We start from the raw sequence: 15823 nt of genomic DNA on the forward strand, positions 1-15823 counted from the left end.
TAGAAATCTATATATTTATCAGGGTATGTTTAAAATCATATTGACAACCTTCTATTATATTGGTAAGTTTATTTATAAATCACGAACGAAAAACAGCTCTAAACATATAATGTTCGGATTTAGCTTATAAACAAGTGCAACATGAGAGGAGCCTATGAAATGAAAGGCAAAATCACAGAAAAGTTATTCAAATTAAATGCTAATCAAACAAATGTCCGAACAGAATTTATAGCAGGACTGACTGTATTTATGACAATGCTGTACGTATTGATCGTGGTACCGGGTATGTTGGAGGAAGCAGGGATGCCCAAAGGTCCTGTAACAGTTTCCGTTATTCTGATGACTGGTGTTATTACAATAATAATGGGATTATACAGCAACAGGCCTTTTGCGCTTGCGCCGGGTCTCGGGTCTGTCGCCTTTCTCGCAATAACCTTGGCTAGCGCAGAAGGAATTCCATGGCAAGTAGGCATGGGAATGGTTTTTATTTCCGGAGTTATATTTGTATTATTTACAGTTCTGGGGCTGCGACAGCTTATTGTAAAGTTAATGCCTCCTGCAATTAAACTATCCATTGGTGCAGGTGTAGGGTTATTTATTGCATTAATTGGTTTTCGAAATGCCGGACTAGTTGTGGCAAGCGAAGATGCTAATGCACTCCAGCTTGGGGATATTGGATCACCGAATGCGATTTTGGCTTTAATCGGATTTTTAATTATGAGTGTACTATTAGCAAGAAATGTCCGCGGCCACTTACTGATAGGTATGGTAATCGTCACAATTATTGGTATACCAATGGGAGTTACAACGGTTCCGGATAAGATTTTTTCTTTGCCGGAAAGCGTCTCTCCAATTGCGTTTGAATTAGATATTATGGGAGCATTAAAATTAGCATACTTCCCATTAATCCTGGCCTTTTTTATCCCGGATTTCTTCTCCAGTCTGGGTACGATGCTCGGAGTTGGAAGTAAAGGAAATATGCTGGATAAGAACGGAAACCTGCCAAATATTGATAAACCTTTCTCTGTCGATGCTGGCGGTACGGTGCTAGGTTCCCTGTTCTCTGTACCAGTCATGACAACTTATGTTGAATCAGCAGCTGGAGTAGAAGCCGGCGGACGAACTGGATTAACTTCCGTAACTACAGGATTTTTATTCTTATTAACATTGTTTATTACACCTGTCATTATGATTATTCCAACAGAAGCTACTGCACCAGCCTTAATATTAGTTGGTTTGACGATGCTCTCTGCAGTACGCAATATAGATTTCAGTGATGTAACAGAATCACTGCCAGCATTTATGACAATCGTTATTACTATCTTTACCTTTAACTTTGGTAACGGAATTGCTGCCGGCATTATCATCTTTGTTGTACTTAAGCTTCTTTCCGGAAGACATAAAGAATTACATTGGGGTCTATATATTTTACTGATACCGCTAATTTTATATTTCATATCATTAGCAAATTAATCTATTACGTCGGGAGTTGGTCATTTGTTTACAAGAGAAAAAATTGTATCCGCAGCAAGAGGCGATACTAATATGGATACAGTCATACGTGAAGTAAATCTGGTGAATGTATTTACCGCAGAAATATATAAAGCAGATATCGGTGTAAAGGAAAACCGGTTTGCAGCTGTAGCACAATATAAAGATAATAAGCCTTCTTTCCAAATGAATGGAGATAATGAAATTGATGCGAAAGGAAAATATGCGATTCCGGGATTAATCGATTGTCATGTCCATATTGAAAGTACAATGATTACGCCAGACATGTTTGCACGGGAAGTTCTCAGGCACGGGACAACCGTCGCTGTCATTGACCCGCATGAAATCGGTAATGTAATGGGTACAGAAGGGGTAAAATACATGATAGACGCAAGTAAGGATTTACCCGTAGATATTCTTACTACCATTCCATCCTGTGTACCTGCAGTTCCTGATCTGGAAACAGCCGGAGCTGAATTCCATCCGGAGGATATTGAAGAAATGCTGCAATTGCCCAATGTAGTCGGCATTGCTGAATTAATGGACTATGTCGGTGTAATCAAACAACACCCAAGAATGGCCGGCATTGTTCAAAAAGGATTAGAAGCAGGCGTGCGAAACGAAGGGCATCTGCCAAGAGTATACGGCAGTGACCTCGCCGCTTACTTAGCAGCCGGAGTCGATTCAGACCACGAAAGCCGGGCGACCGATGAAATTTTAGAAAAGCTGCGAGCTGGGATGCTAATTTATATCAGGGAATCCAGCATCAGCCAATTTGCTGATATCGCGGCAGAAGCTTGGAAGGAAGTACCTTATGTCAGCAACATTGCTATGTGTACGGACGATGTAGAACCAAACGATATGTTAAAAAATGGTCAAATGAACCGTGTCGTCAGACGTTGTATTGAAGAAGGAATTCCGGCACCATTAGCAGTCCGTTACGGGTCCCTGAACGGAGCAATACGCTATGGTTTAAGAGACCGGGGAGCAATTGCAGCCGGATATCGTGCTGATTTTTCATTAGTTGATTCTATAGAAAAAATGGATGTTACAGATGTGTTTGTAGAAGGCAAGCAAATGGTGAAAAATGGAGAACTGACGGAGACAATTACCAGCAGTGTCCCTCCATTATTAAGAAACACCGTACAAATTCCAGTGTTAACGGAAGAGGATTTATTAATCAAGGCACCGTTTGAACAAGGTACTGCCACCTTAAATACTATGGAGATGCAGCTAAATGGTACAACCGCAAAAGGAACAGTAAATGTTAATGTTGCAGACGGTATGATTCAGGAGCTTCCTGATAATTACGCGTTTGTAAGTGTCATCGGCAGACACGGTCAAAATAAGAAACCATTTGTAGGTGTCATTAAAAATTCAGGACTTCGTCATGGAGCATACGCAACAACCATTGCTCATGACAGTCATAATTTAGTTGTAGCCGGTACAAATGCAAAAGATATGTTAATTGCTGTCAAACAGCTTGAGCAGTCAGGCGGCGGATTATGCCTTGTAAAGGATACAGAAGTACAGGCACAATTAGATCTTCCATTAGCAGGCTTGATGTCACCAGAACCCGTAGAAGAAATTGCTGTAAAAGTAGAGCATTTCAATGAAACGGCAAAATCAATGGGAGTAAAAGTTGGAAGGCGCTCTCCTGCAATGGCCTTTTCATCACTCACGCTAACTGTTATACCTGAAATTCGGATATCTGATGTAGGTTTAGTTGATGTGTATCATCAGGAATTGCTTCCTTTATTTGTTTAGGTAATTGTTGTTTAAGGCAAAAATGAAAAGATAATTCAAATGCTTAAAGTTAAATGCTTAGTGGACAGCTTTCCATTTCCGCTTTAAATAGCGAGTAAAATCGAAATAGAGAAAAAGATACGGAAATAAATATTTACTAAGTTTTTGATTTAACAAATTAAACTTTGAAATAATTATATTATCCAGGAATTTCAAGATAGACTGTATAAGTAAGAAGGAATTTGGTTCAGCCCCTTCGCACTTATACAGTTTTTTTATTAATTATATCCTCTCATGTGTAATACTTCTTAAAATGGGTATTAATTCTATAGGCAGATTTTTTCAGCAGCTTAATTAGGTATTCATGCATACAGTTGTTTGTATGCTGAACTAACCTAAGGAATGGTCTGAAAATAGACAGTAGATGCTCTCTCTATAAAAAAGCATACATAGAACTTCAGTAAAAAAGATCACTATCTTACCGAAAAAATCTCTATACACTTTATTTTAAATTGAAGCTATTTGACTTACAATAAGATATATTGAAAGGGACACGTATGACAAATGAAGGCTACGTATGACATAATAGATTTATTTGAAGAATGTAACTAAAGTGGGTGTGGAAATGATAAAAATTTTGTTAATAGCACCGTATACCGGAATGACACAGGTTGTTAAGCAATTAGATATTCCAAAGGATTTTCAACTGGACATAAAGGTAGCAAACCTGGAGGAATCTATCTCGCTCGCAAGGAAAGCAGAAGATGAAGGATATGATTTAATTATCAGTCGTGGCGGGACGGCAAGTCTAGTAGAGAAGAATGTTTCGATCCCTGTTATACATATTGATATTACAGGGTATGATATGCTGCGCGTTTTTACATTGATACGGGGCGCGCAAAATACCGTCGCTTTTATCGGATTTGAAAATATATGTCGTGGTGCAAGAACTCTGAATGATATATTGGACTATGACGTAAAAATGTTCACCATTCATAAACGTGATGAGGTACGATTATTATTAAATAAACTAAAAAATGAAAATTACGAAATTGTAATTGGAGATGTAGTGACCGTTGAAGAGGCTCAAAAAATCGGTTTGCGTGGTTTTTTAATTACATCTGGTAAAGAGGCTATTTTTGATGCGTTTGATGAGGCAAGAAGAACATATCATATGTTTCAAAAAGTTTCTTATAAAACAGATCAATATCAGCAAATCCTCCAATCCCTACCAACAGATATCATTGTTATTAACCAGCAGGAGAAAGTTCTTTTCAATAACCTTTCCCCGAATAAAGAAAGAATAGTAAAGAAATTGCTCTATGATAAAGAATTGGGAAAGAACATTCATCAGGCTCTGTCACTAAATGAAAAACAATGGGCACATATAAGCTCAGAGAATGAGGATTTTGAGTTACAAATATTCCCTGTTACAAGCAGAGAAACTAAGCTAGCCGGGATACATTTATGTTCATACAAAAGGAAAGATGAATCAGCAGCATTTCGCATGATAACAAAAAAGATACATCAGCCTATCCTTGGTGGCAGCACCTATGCCCAAAGTATTAAAAATAAAATATATGCGTTTGCAAATACAACTGATAACTTGTTTATTTCAGGTGAATTTGGAACAGGTAAAATGACCATCGCCCAATCGATTCACTTTCAAAAATTTGAAAGCAATCACCCTTTATTTATTTTGAACTGTGAAATCATAGATTCTGATGATCTGAAAACTCTAAAAGACAGGTGGGTTTCTGTTCAAAAAGGAACAGCAATTTTTGAACATGTTGAAAGTTTATCACCGACAAATCAAAAGCTTCTGATTGAGCTGTTTCATCAAATTCCGGAATCCTTACAACTCATTTTTTTAGCCAATGAACAAGCATCATCCTTAATAGAGAAGAAACATATTTTTGTCTCATTAATTGAAAAAATCGATCCGATTTTTATTCATACACAGCCTTTACGCAATCGAAAAGAGGATCTAAGAGAATTTATCTCTTACTATTTATCCGAATTCCACACCAGATTCGGCAACGAAACGTTAGGAATTCGTTCGGATGCGCTAGAAATACTTATGCGCTTAGACTGGCCGGGAAATTTGGTTGAATTAAAAAAGAAAATTCGGGAATTAAGTCTTCGTGCCGTCGGATATTATATTGAAAACAAAGACGTGAAAGAAATTTTACATGAAGACGCATTGAAAGAACAAAATAAGCCTCTTGAAAATAAAGGCTTCTATATTCCACCTGGTTTGACTTTAGAGGAAATGGAGCAAAGAATTATCCAAAAGGTGTTAGAAGAGGAAAAAGAGAACCAAACACGTACCGCCAAAAGACTGGGAATGAATCGTACAACTTTATGGAGAAAATTAAATGATAAATAAGTCTACTTTTTAGAAAATACCGTACATGCCACCAACCTTTTTATGAATAGGTTTGGTAGCATGTATGGTATTTTTTTCAAAAACAGCAAGCTTAGTTGTTTCATAATGAAACAAATAAACGAATATCGGTATTTAATATGTACAAACTTCAAAATAATTGTTGCTTTTTTATTCATTTAGTATTATTATTTTAATTGCAAACGCTTCACTTCATTTTATTGTTTCAATAAGAAACAATAAACTATTATACAAGGGGGGAGAAAGAATGAAGATAAAAGCAACAATCGAAAAGATCCCTGGGGGAATGATGGTTGTACCGTTGTTGATTGCTGCAACATTAAATACTTTCGCACCGGATTTATTAAGAATTGGTAACTTTACACAGGCTTTGTTTGTAGACGGTTCCAGCACTTTGATTGCATTGTTCTTATTATTTACCGGGGCACAAATTAACGTAAAAAATGTAGGGGTAAGCCTGGGCAAAGGAGCAACTTTATTAGCTACAAAATGGGTAGTAGGTGCACTTGTTGGATTACTGGCATTTTCGATGATGGGCGATAATGGACTGTGGCTTGGTCTGGCTCCAATCGCAATTATTGCTGCTATGACAAACAGTAATGGCGGTCTCTATGTAGCACTCGTAGGACAATACGGAGATAAGACAGATCGTGCAGCTTATTCTTTATTAGCATTAAATGATGGTCCCTTTTTAACCATGGTAGCATTGTCAATATTTGGTGTCATGGGATTTGTTGAAGGGATGTTCTCTTTCGTTTCCTTCCTGTCTGTATTACTGCCAATTCTAGTCGGTATGATTTTGGGTAATTTAGATGAAGACTTGAGAGAATTTTTCCAATCAGGAAGTTCCGTACTTATTCCATTCTTCGCTTTTGCGTTAGGTATGGGTATTGATTTTTCTAGCATCATTGAAGGCGGGTTAGGCGGCGTGATTTTAGGCTTGTTAACAGTGTTCGTGACTGGTACAGCCGGGTATTTCATCTTTAAAGCAATGAAATGGAATCCAATCGCTGGTGCTGCGGAAGGGTCTACTGCTGGAAATGCGGTAGCTACACCAATGGCAATTGCTTCTGCAGGTCCTGCCTTTTCAGCTAATGTAGAGTTAGCGACTGTTCAAGTTGCTGCAGCAGTTGTTACAACAGCAATTCTACTGCCATTTTACGTAGGGTTTCTAGTAAAACGGCTAGAGAAAAAAGGCATCAAGGTTCCTGACCATTATATAAAAGTAAATGAAAAATGATTGAGATAGTAAAGTAGGTGTTATAATTGGTGAAACAAATCGCTATAATTGCAGATGATTTAACTGGAGCAAATGATAGCGGCATTCAATTAACAGAAAAAGGAATTAATACTTCTGTTCTATTTGAAATTCCAAAACAGATGAATCTTCTCAGCGAAGGTGTCGTAATAGATACAAATTCAAGAGCATTATCAAGAGAAAAAGCAATATCCATCACAATGAAATCAGCGAAATTTATCAAAGATCTTCATTATAATCATGTCTATAAAAAAATGGATTCGACACTTAGAGGTCATATCGGCCACGAGCTGCAAGCAATGAGCAGTGTATTGAATCCAGAATTTCTTGTAATTGCTCCGGCGTTTCCTGGTATGGAGCGGGTGACAAAACATGGGTATCACTATGTCCATGGACAATTAATTGCAGAGACAGAAATTGCAAAAGATCCAACTCACCCTGTGACAGAGTCCTATATTCCTGCCCTGATAGAGCAGCAAACAGGAGAACGAGTCGGACTGCTCACAAAAGAGGATTTACAAAGTGATGAGCATTTCCAAAAAAAGCTAGCCATCTTGAAAGCAGATGAAATTAGAATGATTTGTTGTGATGCCGAAACAGAACAGGACTTAAAAGTGCTCACACATAAATTTTCAAAAGAAACGAACCGTATCATTTGGGCAGGATCTGCTGGACTGGCAGAAGTTCTCCCACAAGTATTAGGAATTGAAAAGAAAAAGCAACATATTTCCTACAAACATTCTAGCGTAGCCATGACAGTGTGTGGCAGTTTATCTGAAAAAACACAGGCACAAATTCGTTATGCAATCCAGCAAAAAAATGTAGCAGGCATCGAGTTGAACCCGCTGCAAATGTTTCAGGCTGATTGGAAAACACAAAAAAAAGAATATAAAAATACATGTATAAAAATGATTACTCAAAATAAAGACGTTGTCCTCTATGTGCCATCAAATGAAAATATTCGCACACAGGTAAAGGAATTAGGCAAGAAAAAAGGACTTTCCAATAATGAAATAGGAGAAACCATTTCAGATAGAATTGCAGAATTGGTAGTAGGTGTTAAAAATCAGCTTCCGAATCTGAATCGTTTTGTCCTAACTGGCGGCGATACAGCGAAGTCCATTACAAAAAGTTTAGGAGCAGTCGGGATGCATCTTATTAAGCAGCTTGAGCCTGGTATTCCGTTAGTATCGTTAGTCGGCAAGGATGGAAGTCTGGTAGTGACAAAAGCTGGAGCATTTGGAAAAGAGGATTCTATTTATCATGCCATGCAGGAGTTGAAAGGAGAAGCGACGACATATGAGTAAAAAACCGATTATAGGTATAACCATGGGAGACGCGGCGGGTGTAGGCCCCGAAGTAATCGTTAAAAGTCTGCAGAAACCAGAAATTTATCAGAATGCACATCCCATTGTTATTGGTGATGCTAAAATATTACAACGTGCTGCCAAAGATTTAAACTTGGAAGTATCCATTAGCAAAAAAAGAAGTCATGATGATTTAACACAAACGTCATATGGTGAAATTGCCTGTGTGGATCTAGATCTTATTCCTGAAGATTTAACTGTAGGAAAAGTATCCCCGATAGCTGGTGATGCAGCATTTCAATATTTGCAGACAGCAATTCAATTAGCCAATGAAAATAAAATCCAAGCAATTTGTACAGCACCATTAAATAAAGAAGCACTGCAAAAAGGCGGACACATGTATCCTGGACATACGGAAATTCTTGCTGATTTAACAAACACAGAGGATTTCTCCATGATGCTGTCTTCACCAAAATTAAAGGTGATTCACGTTACAACGCATATTGGTTTATTGGATGCCATCCAAAAGATTAAACCGGAACGTGTATTCAATGTGATAAAATTAGCGGATAAAACATTAAAAGGTTCAGGAATCGAACAGCCCAAAATAGGTGTTTGCGGAATCAATCCACATGCCGGAGAAAATGGCCTTTTCGGTTATGGTGAAGAAGAGGAAAAAATTATTCCGGCTGTTCATTTAGCAAAAGAACAAGATATCGATGTAGAAGGTCCTTTACCGGCAGATACCTTATTCTTCCGAGCTCAGCGCGGGGACTTTGACATCGTTGTTGCCATGTATCATGATCAGGGCCATGGTCCAATAAAAGTACTTGGTTTGGAAGCCGGCGTAAATATAACGGTTGGTCTGCCAATAATACGTACTAGTGTTGACCATGGAACTGCATTTGATATAGCAGGTAAAGGAATAGTAGATGAAGGAAGCATGTTGGAAGCACTAAGACAAGCTATTGAACTGGCACCGAAGTAAAATTTGGCGAGACTGGGAAAGATCGAGTAGAGGGGAAAGCTAACTTGCTTTTCCCTCTCTCGATACCAATAATAAAATCTATGATTATCTATGAATCATGCATTGGGAGAGTATTAGTATAAAATTCCGCTGCCGTCCTATTCATCCAAGTTATAATGATAGTCCTTCTGAAAATCAATATTCTCACCAACTCTTGAAAGTAAATACATTTTATAAGCAACATAAGCATTATATTCAATTCTTTCAACCATATCGTATGCTTTCTCCAGCGACTTATCTGCCACCACCAGGCCATGTCTTTCTAATAATAGTCCGGCAGGTATTTTATCTGCATCCCGTTCTGCAATTGTTTCTCTCACTAAAGCCGCTAATTCTGGAGAAGTTGCCGGTCGATAGTCTAAACATGGAATATCACCGATTTTTTGAGTAGCCTCTGTTATATTTGGCATATCTTTCCCCATACTCGCCCAAACCATGGATTCTTTTGCGTGCGCATGAATAACACAGTTAATGGCAGGATTCTCTTCATAACAAGCCATGTGCATATTGATTTCTCTTGTCAGTCTTCCTTCACCCTCAATAATATTTAATTCCTTATCTACTACTAAAATTTGAAATGGACTTAAATCACAACGGTAGTTTTGAGACATTAAAGTAGGCGTCATAATAAAATGTTCATCACTAACCTTTAAACTGAGATTTCCACCGGCTGCATTCGTTTGAAATCGATCAAACATAGTCTTTACAATCTCACACATTTTCTTTCTCTCTTCTGAATATAGCATTATATCACCTCATGTATTTTTAAATTATTTTCAATAAAACCAAAGTCTTCCTTATTAATTTGACAGCTGCTGTAATGTTGCACTTTACTGGCAGAGCAGAGAATTCCCCACTTAACTCTGTCTGAAATATCATATCCATTTGCAACACCGTAAATATAGCCGGTCACGAATGCATCACCTGCTCCTGTATCACTCTGAACCTCAACTTTAGGAGGGACTGCCTGATAGAATGTGTTCTCGACCTTATACAATGCACCTTCAGATCCTAAACTACATACCGCATTTGGCACTTTTTCACAAATCCGGTTAAACTTTCGATGGATAGGCTCGTCTCCAGGTAATAAATCATTAATCTCATGCTTATTGGGTTTAATAAAATCTATCTCTTCTTCCAGAGCTACACCCAAGTACTCACCTGCCACATCACATGCAACATAAGCATTTTGTTCTTTCAACAGACGAATAAGGTACCTGAAATCTTCAACAGAAAATCCTTGAGCCGGCTTTCCAACAACAGCAATGTCCTCCGAATGAATGTTTTCTGTGATATATGAATACAATTTTGATTTATCGCTATCTGAAACCATTAATCCTCTTTCTGTTATCATATAGCTGCCACCGCTGTTATTAATCACAATAATACTTTCTCTGGTCCGCTGATCAGGTATGTTGATAAATTCATGATTCATGCGGTATTTCTCAAAAATGGATACTAACTCTGCTTTGTTTAACTCTCCTGAAAATCCGGTGGCCTTATTAGGTGTATCTCCAAGCTGTTCCAATATAGCCGATACATGCGTTGGCTTCCCACCAAGATCAACATATTTTTCTTTGGTTATATTGTTTTTTTCAGGAGTCAGATCACCCTCAAGGTAAACAATCCTGTCTATTGCCGGATTTGGTGTAATTGTATAAATCAAATTATCCCTCCTTTCTCGACAGCTTTTCTCTCATCTTCCCTAATCTATTTTTATATGCTGAGAATAAAATCTCCTCTGCATATAACTTCACTAGAATGCTAATAATAAAAGCCAAAAACCACATACTTAAATCTTTTGTAAAGAAACCAATTACCATTAGCAGAAACGCTAAGAAAACCATAAAGGACCAAAACAGTTTTGATTTCAAAATAAAATTCATGGTCTCACTCTTTCATGTTTATATTATTTTTCTGCTTCATTAAAATACTTTTCATTATCTCTCTTTCTTCCAAAGTAGAATATAATGAACAGCCCAAGCCAGACGATGGCTCCTAAGATACCCCACCATTCTCCAGCCATTGCATTCGCAAACACTAATTTAAATTCACCATTTTCAATTGTGCTCCATGTCAGCATACTGCCGGCTTCTACATTTACTGATCCTGTTTCATTTGCCAGTCTTGTTATATAGGGAGCAAAGTATGTGGATATATATAAGAAAACAGGTGCTGTAATGACGCCGTATATAATGGACCTTACAAGGTTCCCTCTAGTTAGCAGAACTACTGCAACACATACAGAAAGGTTAACGATACCTCCGAATGGCAATACAGCATTTCCCGGTAATATAACGGAGAACAGCAGTAGTACAGGAATAATAACAATCGCAGATACCCAAATTTCATTCCGGCCTGCTAAAATCGGCCAGTCTAAACCAATAAATATCTCTCTGTCGCCAAAACGTTTTTTCATAAATTCAGAAATCGCATCAGATATAGGCGATAACGCTTGCATAAACAACTTAGAAACCATTGGAAATAAGGTTAATGCTGTGGCAGCCTGAATACCTAAAACAAGTGAATCCTGTATGCTATAGTTTGCTGCCAGTCCCAATAAGAAACCAATGAGACCACCCATAATATGATTTTCTGCAAATACACCAAGCTTATCTCTTAGTGCTTCTGCATCCATCTTTTTGTTTAAGAAAGGCACTTTATCCATTAATTTATCAATTGGATAAAGTAATGAAGCAATAATTGTCATATGATGTGGTACCGTAACTCCAGGTATTCCAGTTAGATCCTCTATTTCCTTTCCCCAGATGTCGCCGATCTTCAGCTCGATAACAACCTGTATACTCGCGACAACGAAGCCTAAAACTACGCTGCCGGAGAGGAACATAACCAAAATAGCAGTGAATATTTTCCCCCATACGTTCCACATATCTACATTAAGTGTTTTGGTCAGCTTGAAAGCCAGCATCACAATATTAATTCCGACGGTAATTGGGAACATAAGAAACGCCAACGGCCAGGACCAGGTAATGGCTGCAGCTGTTGTCCATCCGCCATCCACAGCATTTAAATTAATACCTGTATTTTCGGCAAATGATTGGGCCGCGGGACTGATAGAAGCCAGCATAAAATCAACAACTAACGACATTCCGGAAAAAGCTACCCCAAATATGATAGCTGCACTTAATGCATCCTTAAACTTCATCCGTGCAATAAGCCCGATAACCAACATAATTAAAGGGACAAATACAGGAGCACCCATGTCTAAAATATACTCAACAATATTTTGCAAAAAATCCATCTGTCTTCTCCTTCCTTTACGTTTTAATTTTTAAGGATTTGAATCAGCTTCTCTGTCTCCTCTTGCATTCCCACGCCTGTAAGGAAAGCAATTCCATTTAACATTGGAATATCATATTCTTTACTGCCTTTTGTAATAGAAATATAGACATCAGCCGATTTAATATAGCTATCTAAGGATTTAATATCAACTGCCTCTACGTTTGCTTTGATTTTATTTTCATCTAAGATTCTTTTTACCTTTGAAGCTACTGTCTGACTTGTTGCTACACCACTTCCGCAAGCTACGATAACGTTTTTCATTTTAATTTCCTCCTGTTAAAAAAGTATTTAGTTTTTTCTCAAGCTGTTTTGTATCTCTTTCCTCAAAAATTATTTTGGAGAAGTCCTCCGTTTGAAAATGCTCCATTAGGGTTGAGAGCAATATCGTCTGATTCCTCGGCTCTGTAATACCAAGGAAGAAAATAAGCTTTACATTTAATTCCTCGCGGGAGTTCCCCATATTTTTAAATTCCAGCTCATCCTGCAGCTGAACAAGATAAATAAAAGGAGTTTTCACATGAACAGCATCTGTGTGCGGGATGGCGATATTGCAATAATTTGTTCTTAAACCAGTAGGAAAGCTTTGTTCTCTTTGAACCAAAGCCTCCTGATAAGAACTTTTTACATATCCCTTTGATACCAAGTCCTGAGCCACTTCTTCAAAAAGCTTCTCCCTGCTTGGAGAAGGGTGATTTAATTTCATTAATTTGGAGCTAAATAAGCTCTTGAATTCCATCTTTGTATCTCCTTTCGATGAGCTTAAATGCGTCTTTATCGGTAGAATTATATAGAGCATCCATAAACTCACTATCCATAAAAAGACTATTTAACTGTAATAATTTTTTCACATGAGAGTTATCTTTATTAGGAGATAAACATAAAACACAAGTCTTTATCATGGGATTGACAATAAACTGAAAGTCCTCACAATACGCTCCATCGTTATAATGTGCATGAGGTAAATAGACTTCCGGACCAATAAGCATAGATTCATATTTTTGCTTGAATATGTGCAAGGCTGCATCAGAATAAGCAGATGTGATAGAATTTCGCTCCTGCATTTTTTTCAAGCCGATTTGTGCCATCTCAAAAATATTATTTGCATGGACATGACTAATTTGTTCCGGCCTTAAAATAGAATGGCTTATGTCCGTATTTTCTTTGTCATCCTGAAAGAAACGATGCGCTTTCTCCTTGATATCCTCAAACTTTTCTTCGGGTATGACATCACGCAGAAAATTCATTAATTGTTTTGTTTTAATACTTGGATTGGCAATAATATGGTTTTCTACCTTGTTGATAAATTCTCTTCGCTTTTTTTCATCGAAAAGATTGACCATAACAAAAATTTTCTTATTTGTCTGAAGCGGAGCGGTCGTAAATACAATATCAATATCTGGATTTTCCTGATAAAATTGCCGTTCGCTGTATGTCCCCAGGAAATTAATATTCGGGAACATGTCCTTCAGCTGTACATTCATTAATTCCGATATCGAGTTACCACTCTGACATACTACAATTGCTGTGATTTCTTTATTATTTTGATAAGCATCATTGTTGACCTGATACATATGTCCAAGCACAATCATTGAAAGATAAACGATTTCAGCCTCACTAAGGGGTATCCTTTCATACTCATCCACGATTTCCTTAATTACCTCGTAGACAGGGTAATATCGATTAATAAAATCTCTTTGTATAGGATTTTCAAGTGTTAACCCCAATCGTTTTCGAATTAAAGCAGGACTCAGATGCTGCGTCAGTTTTTTCTTAAATTGATTGTCCCGAAAGTTGAAGGCCAGTTTGTCCTCTAATTTCTTAGTAATAAAGAAAACAAATTCTTCTACTTCCGTTTCACTTGTTAAGCTGGAATCAAGGTCAATTCGATTCGCACCCAGAAAAATTAAAGATAAATAGGTCAAATCCTGCATTGATAAATTTGGATACTCCCAAAACAATTCTTGAATCTGTTTAAATTCACTTGTCTGATTTAATTCCTGATACTTGATCGGCAGATTCCATTCCTCTTTCATAACACTTGCCCGTTTAATCATGACGAGAATAATATAAGGCAGCTTTGAAAGGTATTCATCACTGAGCGTAATGTTTATCTTTCTTTCAAGCTTTCTGATTCTTTCTGTAAGCAGAAAATATTCTCCCTTGGCATGAATGGCTTTATCTTCTAAAAGATTTCTTCCATTCGGATATAAAAATAATCTGTCTATGATATTAATCAGCTCAGCTCTGATTCTGACTTCATCTCCCGCTAAATAAAAACCATCTTTTCTTGTGTATTGAATAGAAATTCCATCATTTTTTATATCCCTGTTAATCGCTTTGATATCATTGGTTAGAGTATTTTTGCTGGCCAAGCAATGATCCGATAACTCTAATAAAGATAAATATTCACTGTCATCCAGCGCAATTTTTAAAAATGCTATGTCTCTCCTTACCTCTGTTTTAAATATTGGAGTCATTTCATCAATGGGAATATGATAATGACTGGCAATATTTTTACTGTGTTTGTGGGGAATATAGATAATTTCATCGTTACTTAAAATAATTTCTTGATGGAACTGTGAATTAATCTTACTTTTCAATTGCTCCAATTCTTGATAGGTCAAATTATAAGAGGTTAAAAGCTGCTGGATGCTGAGATGATTTTCCTTTAAAAGGTCACTTATAATTTGTTTCTCTGCTTGCTTCATTCCGCCACCTCCCATTTGTGCACAACCCCATTATAAGACAGAATATTTCGGCATACGCGGCTATTCATCACAACTGCGATTTCGGCTGTTTTATTTTTGTGATGAAGTCTGGACTTTTGCTCCTGCATAGAAAATAGTTTGTTAGCTTCTGGTGTCCTATAACTATGCCAACTGATTAGCAGATTGATAGAAGATTTTTTTACTCCATCAGATTTCCATTCATGACTATAGCTCAGGTCGTTCTCTGCACATATACAGGTTTAGAAGAAAATTATACTTTCTAATCTACGCAAAAAAACCGGGCAGTCCGCCCGGTTTTTTCCTGGTAATTATTTAATAGATGATCTCATAGAAATCATAATGACTTATACGGTAATTACTGTAATCTAGTACTATAATAAAAAGTGGGTGAAGAAATAGAGCAATTATATAGACAATGGTATGTTAAACCTAAAAACAGTATAGCTAAAGTCACTAGCGTTGCATAAATATAATAAGAATATTCTGTAAAGTATTTCATAGTCATTTTCGCCAAAAAATCAACAACCTAATAAAGGTGACACTGTCCATTTGGGA

The 15823-nt window shown here is 37.2% G+C and carries 13 protein-coding genes; 6 read left to right on the forward strand and 7 right to left on the reverse strand.

Annotation, left to right across the window (positions count from 1 at the left end; all coding sequences use genetic code 11):
* Positions 1–159: 159 nt before the first annotated feature.
* From IEX29_RS08910 to pdxA, 6 genes are all read left to right on the forward strand, one after another.
* Positions 160–1473 carry an NCS2 family permease gene (locus IEX29_RS08910; RefSeq protein WP_188734109.1) on the forward strand — a complete coding sequence of 438 codons (1314 nt, stop codon included), beginning with the start codon at positions 160–162 and terminating at the stop codon, positions 1471–1473.
* A gap of 24 nt (positions 1474–1497) precedes the next feature.
* Positions 1498–3258: an adenine deaminase gene (ade, locus tag IEX29_RS08915; protein WP_188734110.1), complete on the forward strand. Its 1761-nt coding sequence runs from the start codon at positions 1498–1500 to the stop codon at positions 3256–3258.
* Between the two features lie 604 nt (positions 3259–3862).
* Complete coding sequence (locus IEX29_RS08920; protein ID WP_188734111.1) at positions 3863–5626, forward strand: sigma-54-dependent transcriptional regulator; 1764 nt, start codon at positions 3863–3865, stop codon at positions 5624–5626.
* Positions 5627–5891: 265 nt separating this feature from the next.
* Positions 5892–6884, forward strand: coding sequence for a 2-keto-3-deoxygluconate permease (locus tag IEX29_RS08925; protein WP_188734112.1), 993 nt, complete (start codon positions 5892–5894; stop codon positions 6882–6884).
* A 29-nt stretch (positions 6885–6913) separates the two neighbouring features.
* On the forward strand, positions 6914–8209 hold the full coding sequence (locus tag IEX29_RS08930; protein ID WP_229720147.1) for a four-carbon acid sugar kinase family protein: 1296 nt from the start codon (positions 6914–6916) through the stop codon (positions 8207–8209).
* On the forward strand, positions 8202–9197 hold the full coding sequence (gene pdxA / locus IEX29_RS08935; protein ID WP_188734114.1) for a 4-hydroxythreonine-4-phosphate dehydrogenase PdxA: 996 nt from the start codon (positions 8202–8204) through the stop codon (positions 9195–9197). Before IEX29_RS08930 ends, pdxA begins: the two co-directional genes overlap by 8 nt.
* Before the next feature lie 137 nt (positions 9198–9334).
* On the opposite strand, the gene IEX29_RS08940 is transcribed toward pdxA, so the two are convergent.
* The 7 genes from IEX29_RS08940 to IEX29_RS08965 are packed head-to-tail and all read right to left on the reverse strand — an operon-like array spanning position 9335 to position 15247.
* Positions 9335–9982, reverse strand: coding sequence for a class II aldolase/adducin family protein (locus IEX29_RS08940; protein WP_188734115.1), 648 nt, complete (start codon positions 9980–9982; stop codon positions 9335–9337).
* Positions 9982–10902 carry a 1-phosphofructokinase family hexose kinase gene (locus tag IEX29_RS08945; RefSeq protein WP_188734116.1) on the reverse strand — a complete coding sequence of 307 codons (921 nt, stop codon included), beginning with the start codon at positions 10900–10902 and terminating at the stop codon, positions 9982–9984. The genes IEX29_RS08940 and IEX29_RS08945 overlap by 1 nt, the downstream gene beginning before the upstream one ends.
* Position 10903: 1 nt before the next feature.
* A complete protein-coding gene (locus IEX29_RS26630; RefSeq protein WP_229720148.1) occupies positions 10904–11122 on the reverse strand; it encodes a hypothetical protein in 219 nt (72 codons plus the stop codon).
* A 23-nt stretch (positions 11123–11145) separates the two neighbouring features.
* Positions 11146–12498 carry a PTS galactitol transporter subunit IIC gene (locus IEX29_RS08950; protein WP_188734117.1) on the reverse strand — a complete coding sequence of 451 codons (1353 nt, stop codon included), beginning with the start codon at positions 12496–12498 and terminating at the stop codon, positions 11146–11148.
* A 23-nt stretch (positions 12499–12521) separates the two neighbouring features.
* A complete protein-coding gene (locus IEX29_RS08955) occupies positions 12522–12800 on the reverse strand; it encodes a PTS sugar transporter subunit IIB (protein WP_188734118.1) in 279 nt (92 codons plus the stop codon).
* Between the two features lies 1 nt (position 12801).
* The gene (locus IEX29_RS08960; RefSeq protein WP_188734119.1) at positions 12802–13275 is read right to left on the reverse strand and encodes a PTS sugar transporter subunit IIA; all 474 of its coding nucleotides are present in this window, start codon (positions 13273–13275) and stop codon (positions 12802–12804) included.
* Positions 13253–15247 carry a PRD domain-containing protein gene (locus tag IEX29_RS08965; RefSeq protein ID WP_188734120.1) on the reverse strand — a complete coding sequence of 665 codons (1995 nt, stop codon included), beginning with the start codon at positions 15245–15247 and terminating at the stop codon, positions 13253–13255. Before IEX29_RS08965 ends, IEX29_RS08960 begins: the two co-directional genes overlap by 23 nt.
* Positions 15248–15823: the final 576 nt, after the last annotated feature.

Origin of the sequence: Oceanobacillus neutriphilus (assembly GCF_014645515.1) — a bacterium.
In the GTDB taxonomy this organism is placed as follows: Bacteria; Bacillota; Bacilli; order Bacillales; family Amphibacillaceae; genus Oceanobacillus; species Oceanobacillus neutriphilus.

Coding starts and splice junctions, on each gene's coding strand:
- IEX29_RS08965 (WP_188734120.1), bottom strand. CDS start 15,247: ATGAAGCAAGCAGAGAAACAAATTATAAGTGACCTTTTAAAGGAAAAT.
- IEX29_RS08920 (WP_188734111.1), top strand. CDS start 3,863: ATGATAAAAATTTTGTTAATAGCACCGTATACCGGAATGACACAGGTT.
- pdxA (WP_188734114.1), top strand. CDS start 8,202: ATGAGTAAAAAACCGATTATAGGTATAACCATGGGAGACGCGGCGGGT.
- IEX29_RS08950 (WP_188734117.1), bottom strand. CDS start 12,498: ATGGATTTTTTGCAAAATATTGTTGAGTATATTTTAGACATGGGTGCT.
- IEX29_RS26630 (WP_229720148.1), bottom strand. CDS start 11,122: ATGAATTTTATTTTGAAATCAAAACTGTTTTGGTCCTTTATGGTTTTC.
- IEX29_RS08960 (WP_188734119.1), bottom strand. CDS start 13,275: ATGGAATTCAAGAGCTTATTTAGCTCCAAATTAATGAAATTAAATCAC.
- IEX29_RS08910 (WP_188734109.1), top strand. CDS start 160: ATGAAAGGCAAAATCACAGAAAAGTTATTCAAATTAAATGCTAATCAA.
- IEX29_RS08925 (WP_188734112.1), top strand. CDS start 5,892: ATGAAGATAAAAGCAACAATCGAAAAGATCCCTGGGGGAATGATGGTT.
- IEX29_RS08955 (WP_188734118.1), bottom strand. CDS start 12,800: ATGAAAAACGTTATCGTAGCTTGCGGAAGTGGTGTAGCAACAAGTCAG.
- IEX29_RS08940 (WP_188734115.1), bottom strand. CDS start 9,982: ATGCTATATTCAGAAGAGAGAAAGAAAATGTGTGAGATTGTAAAGACT.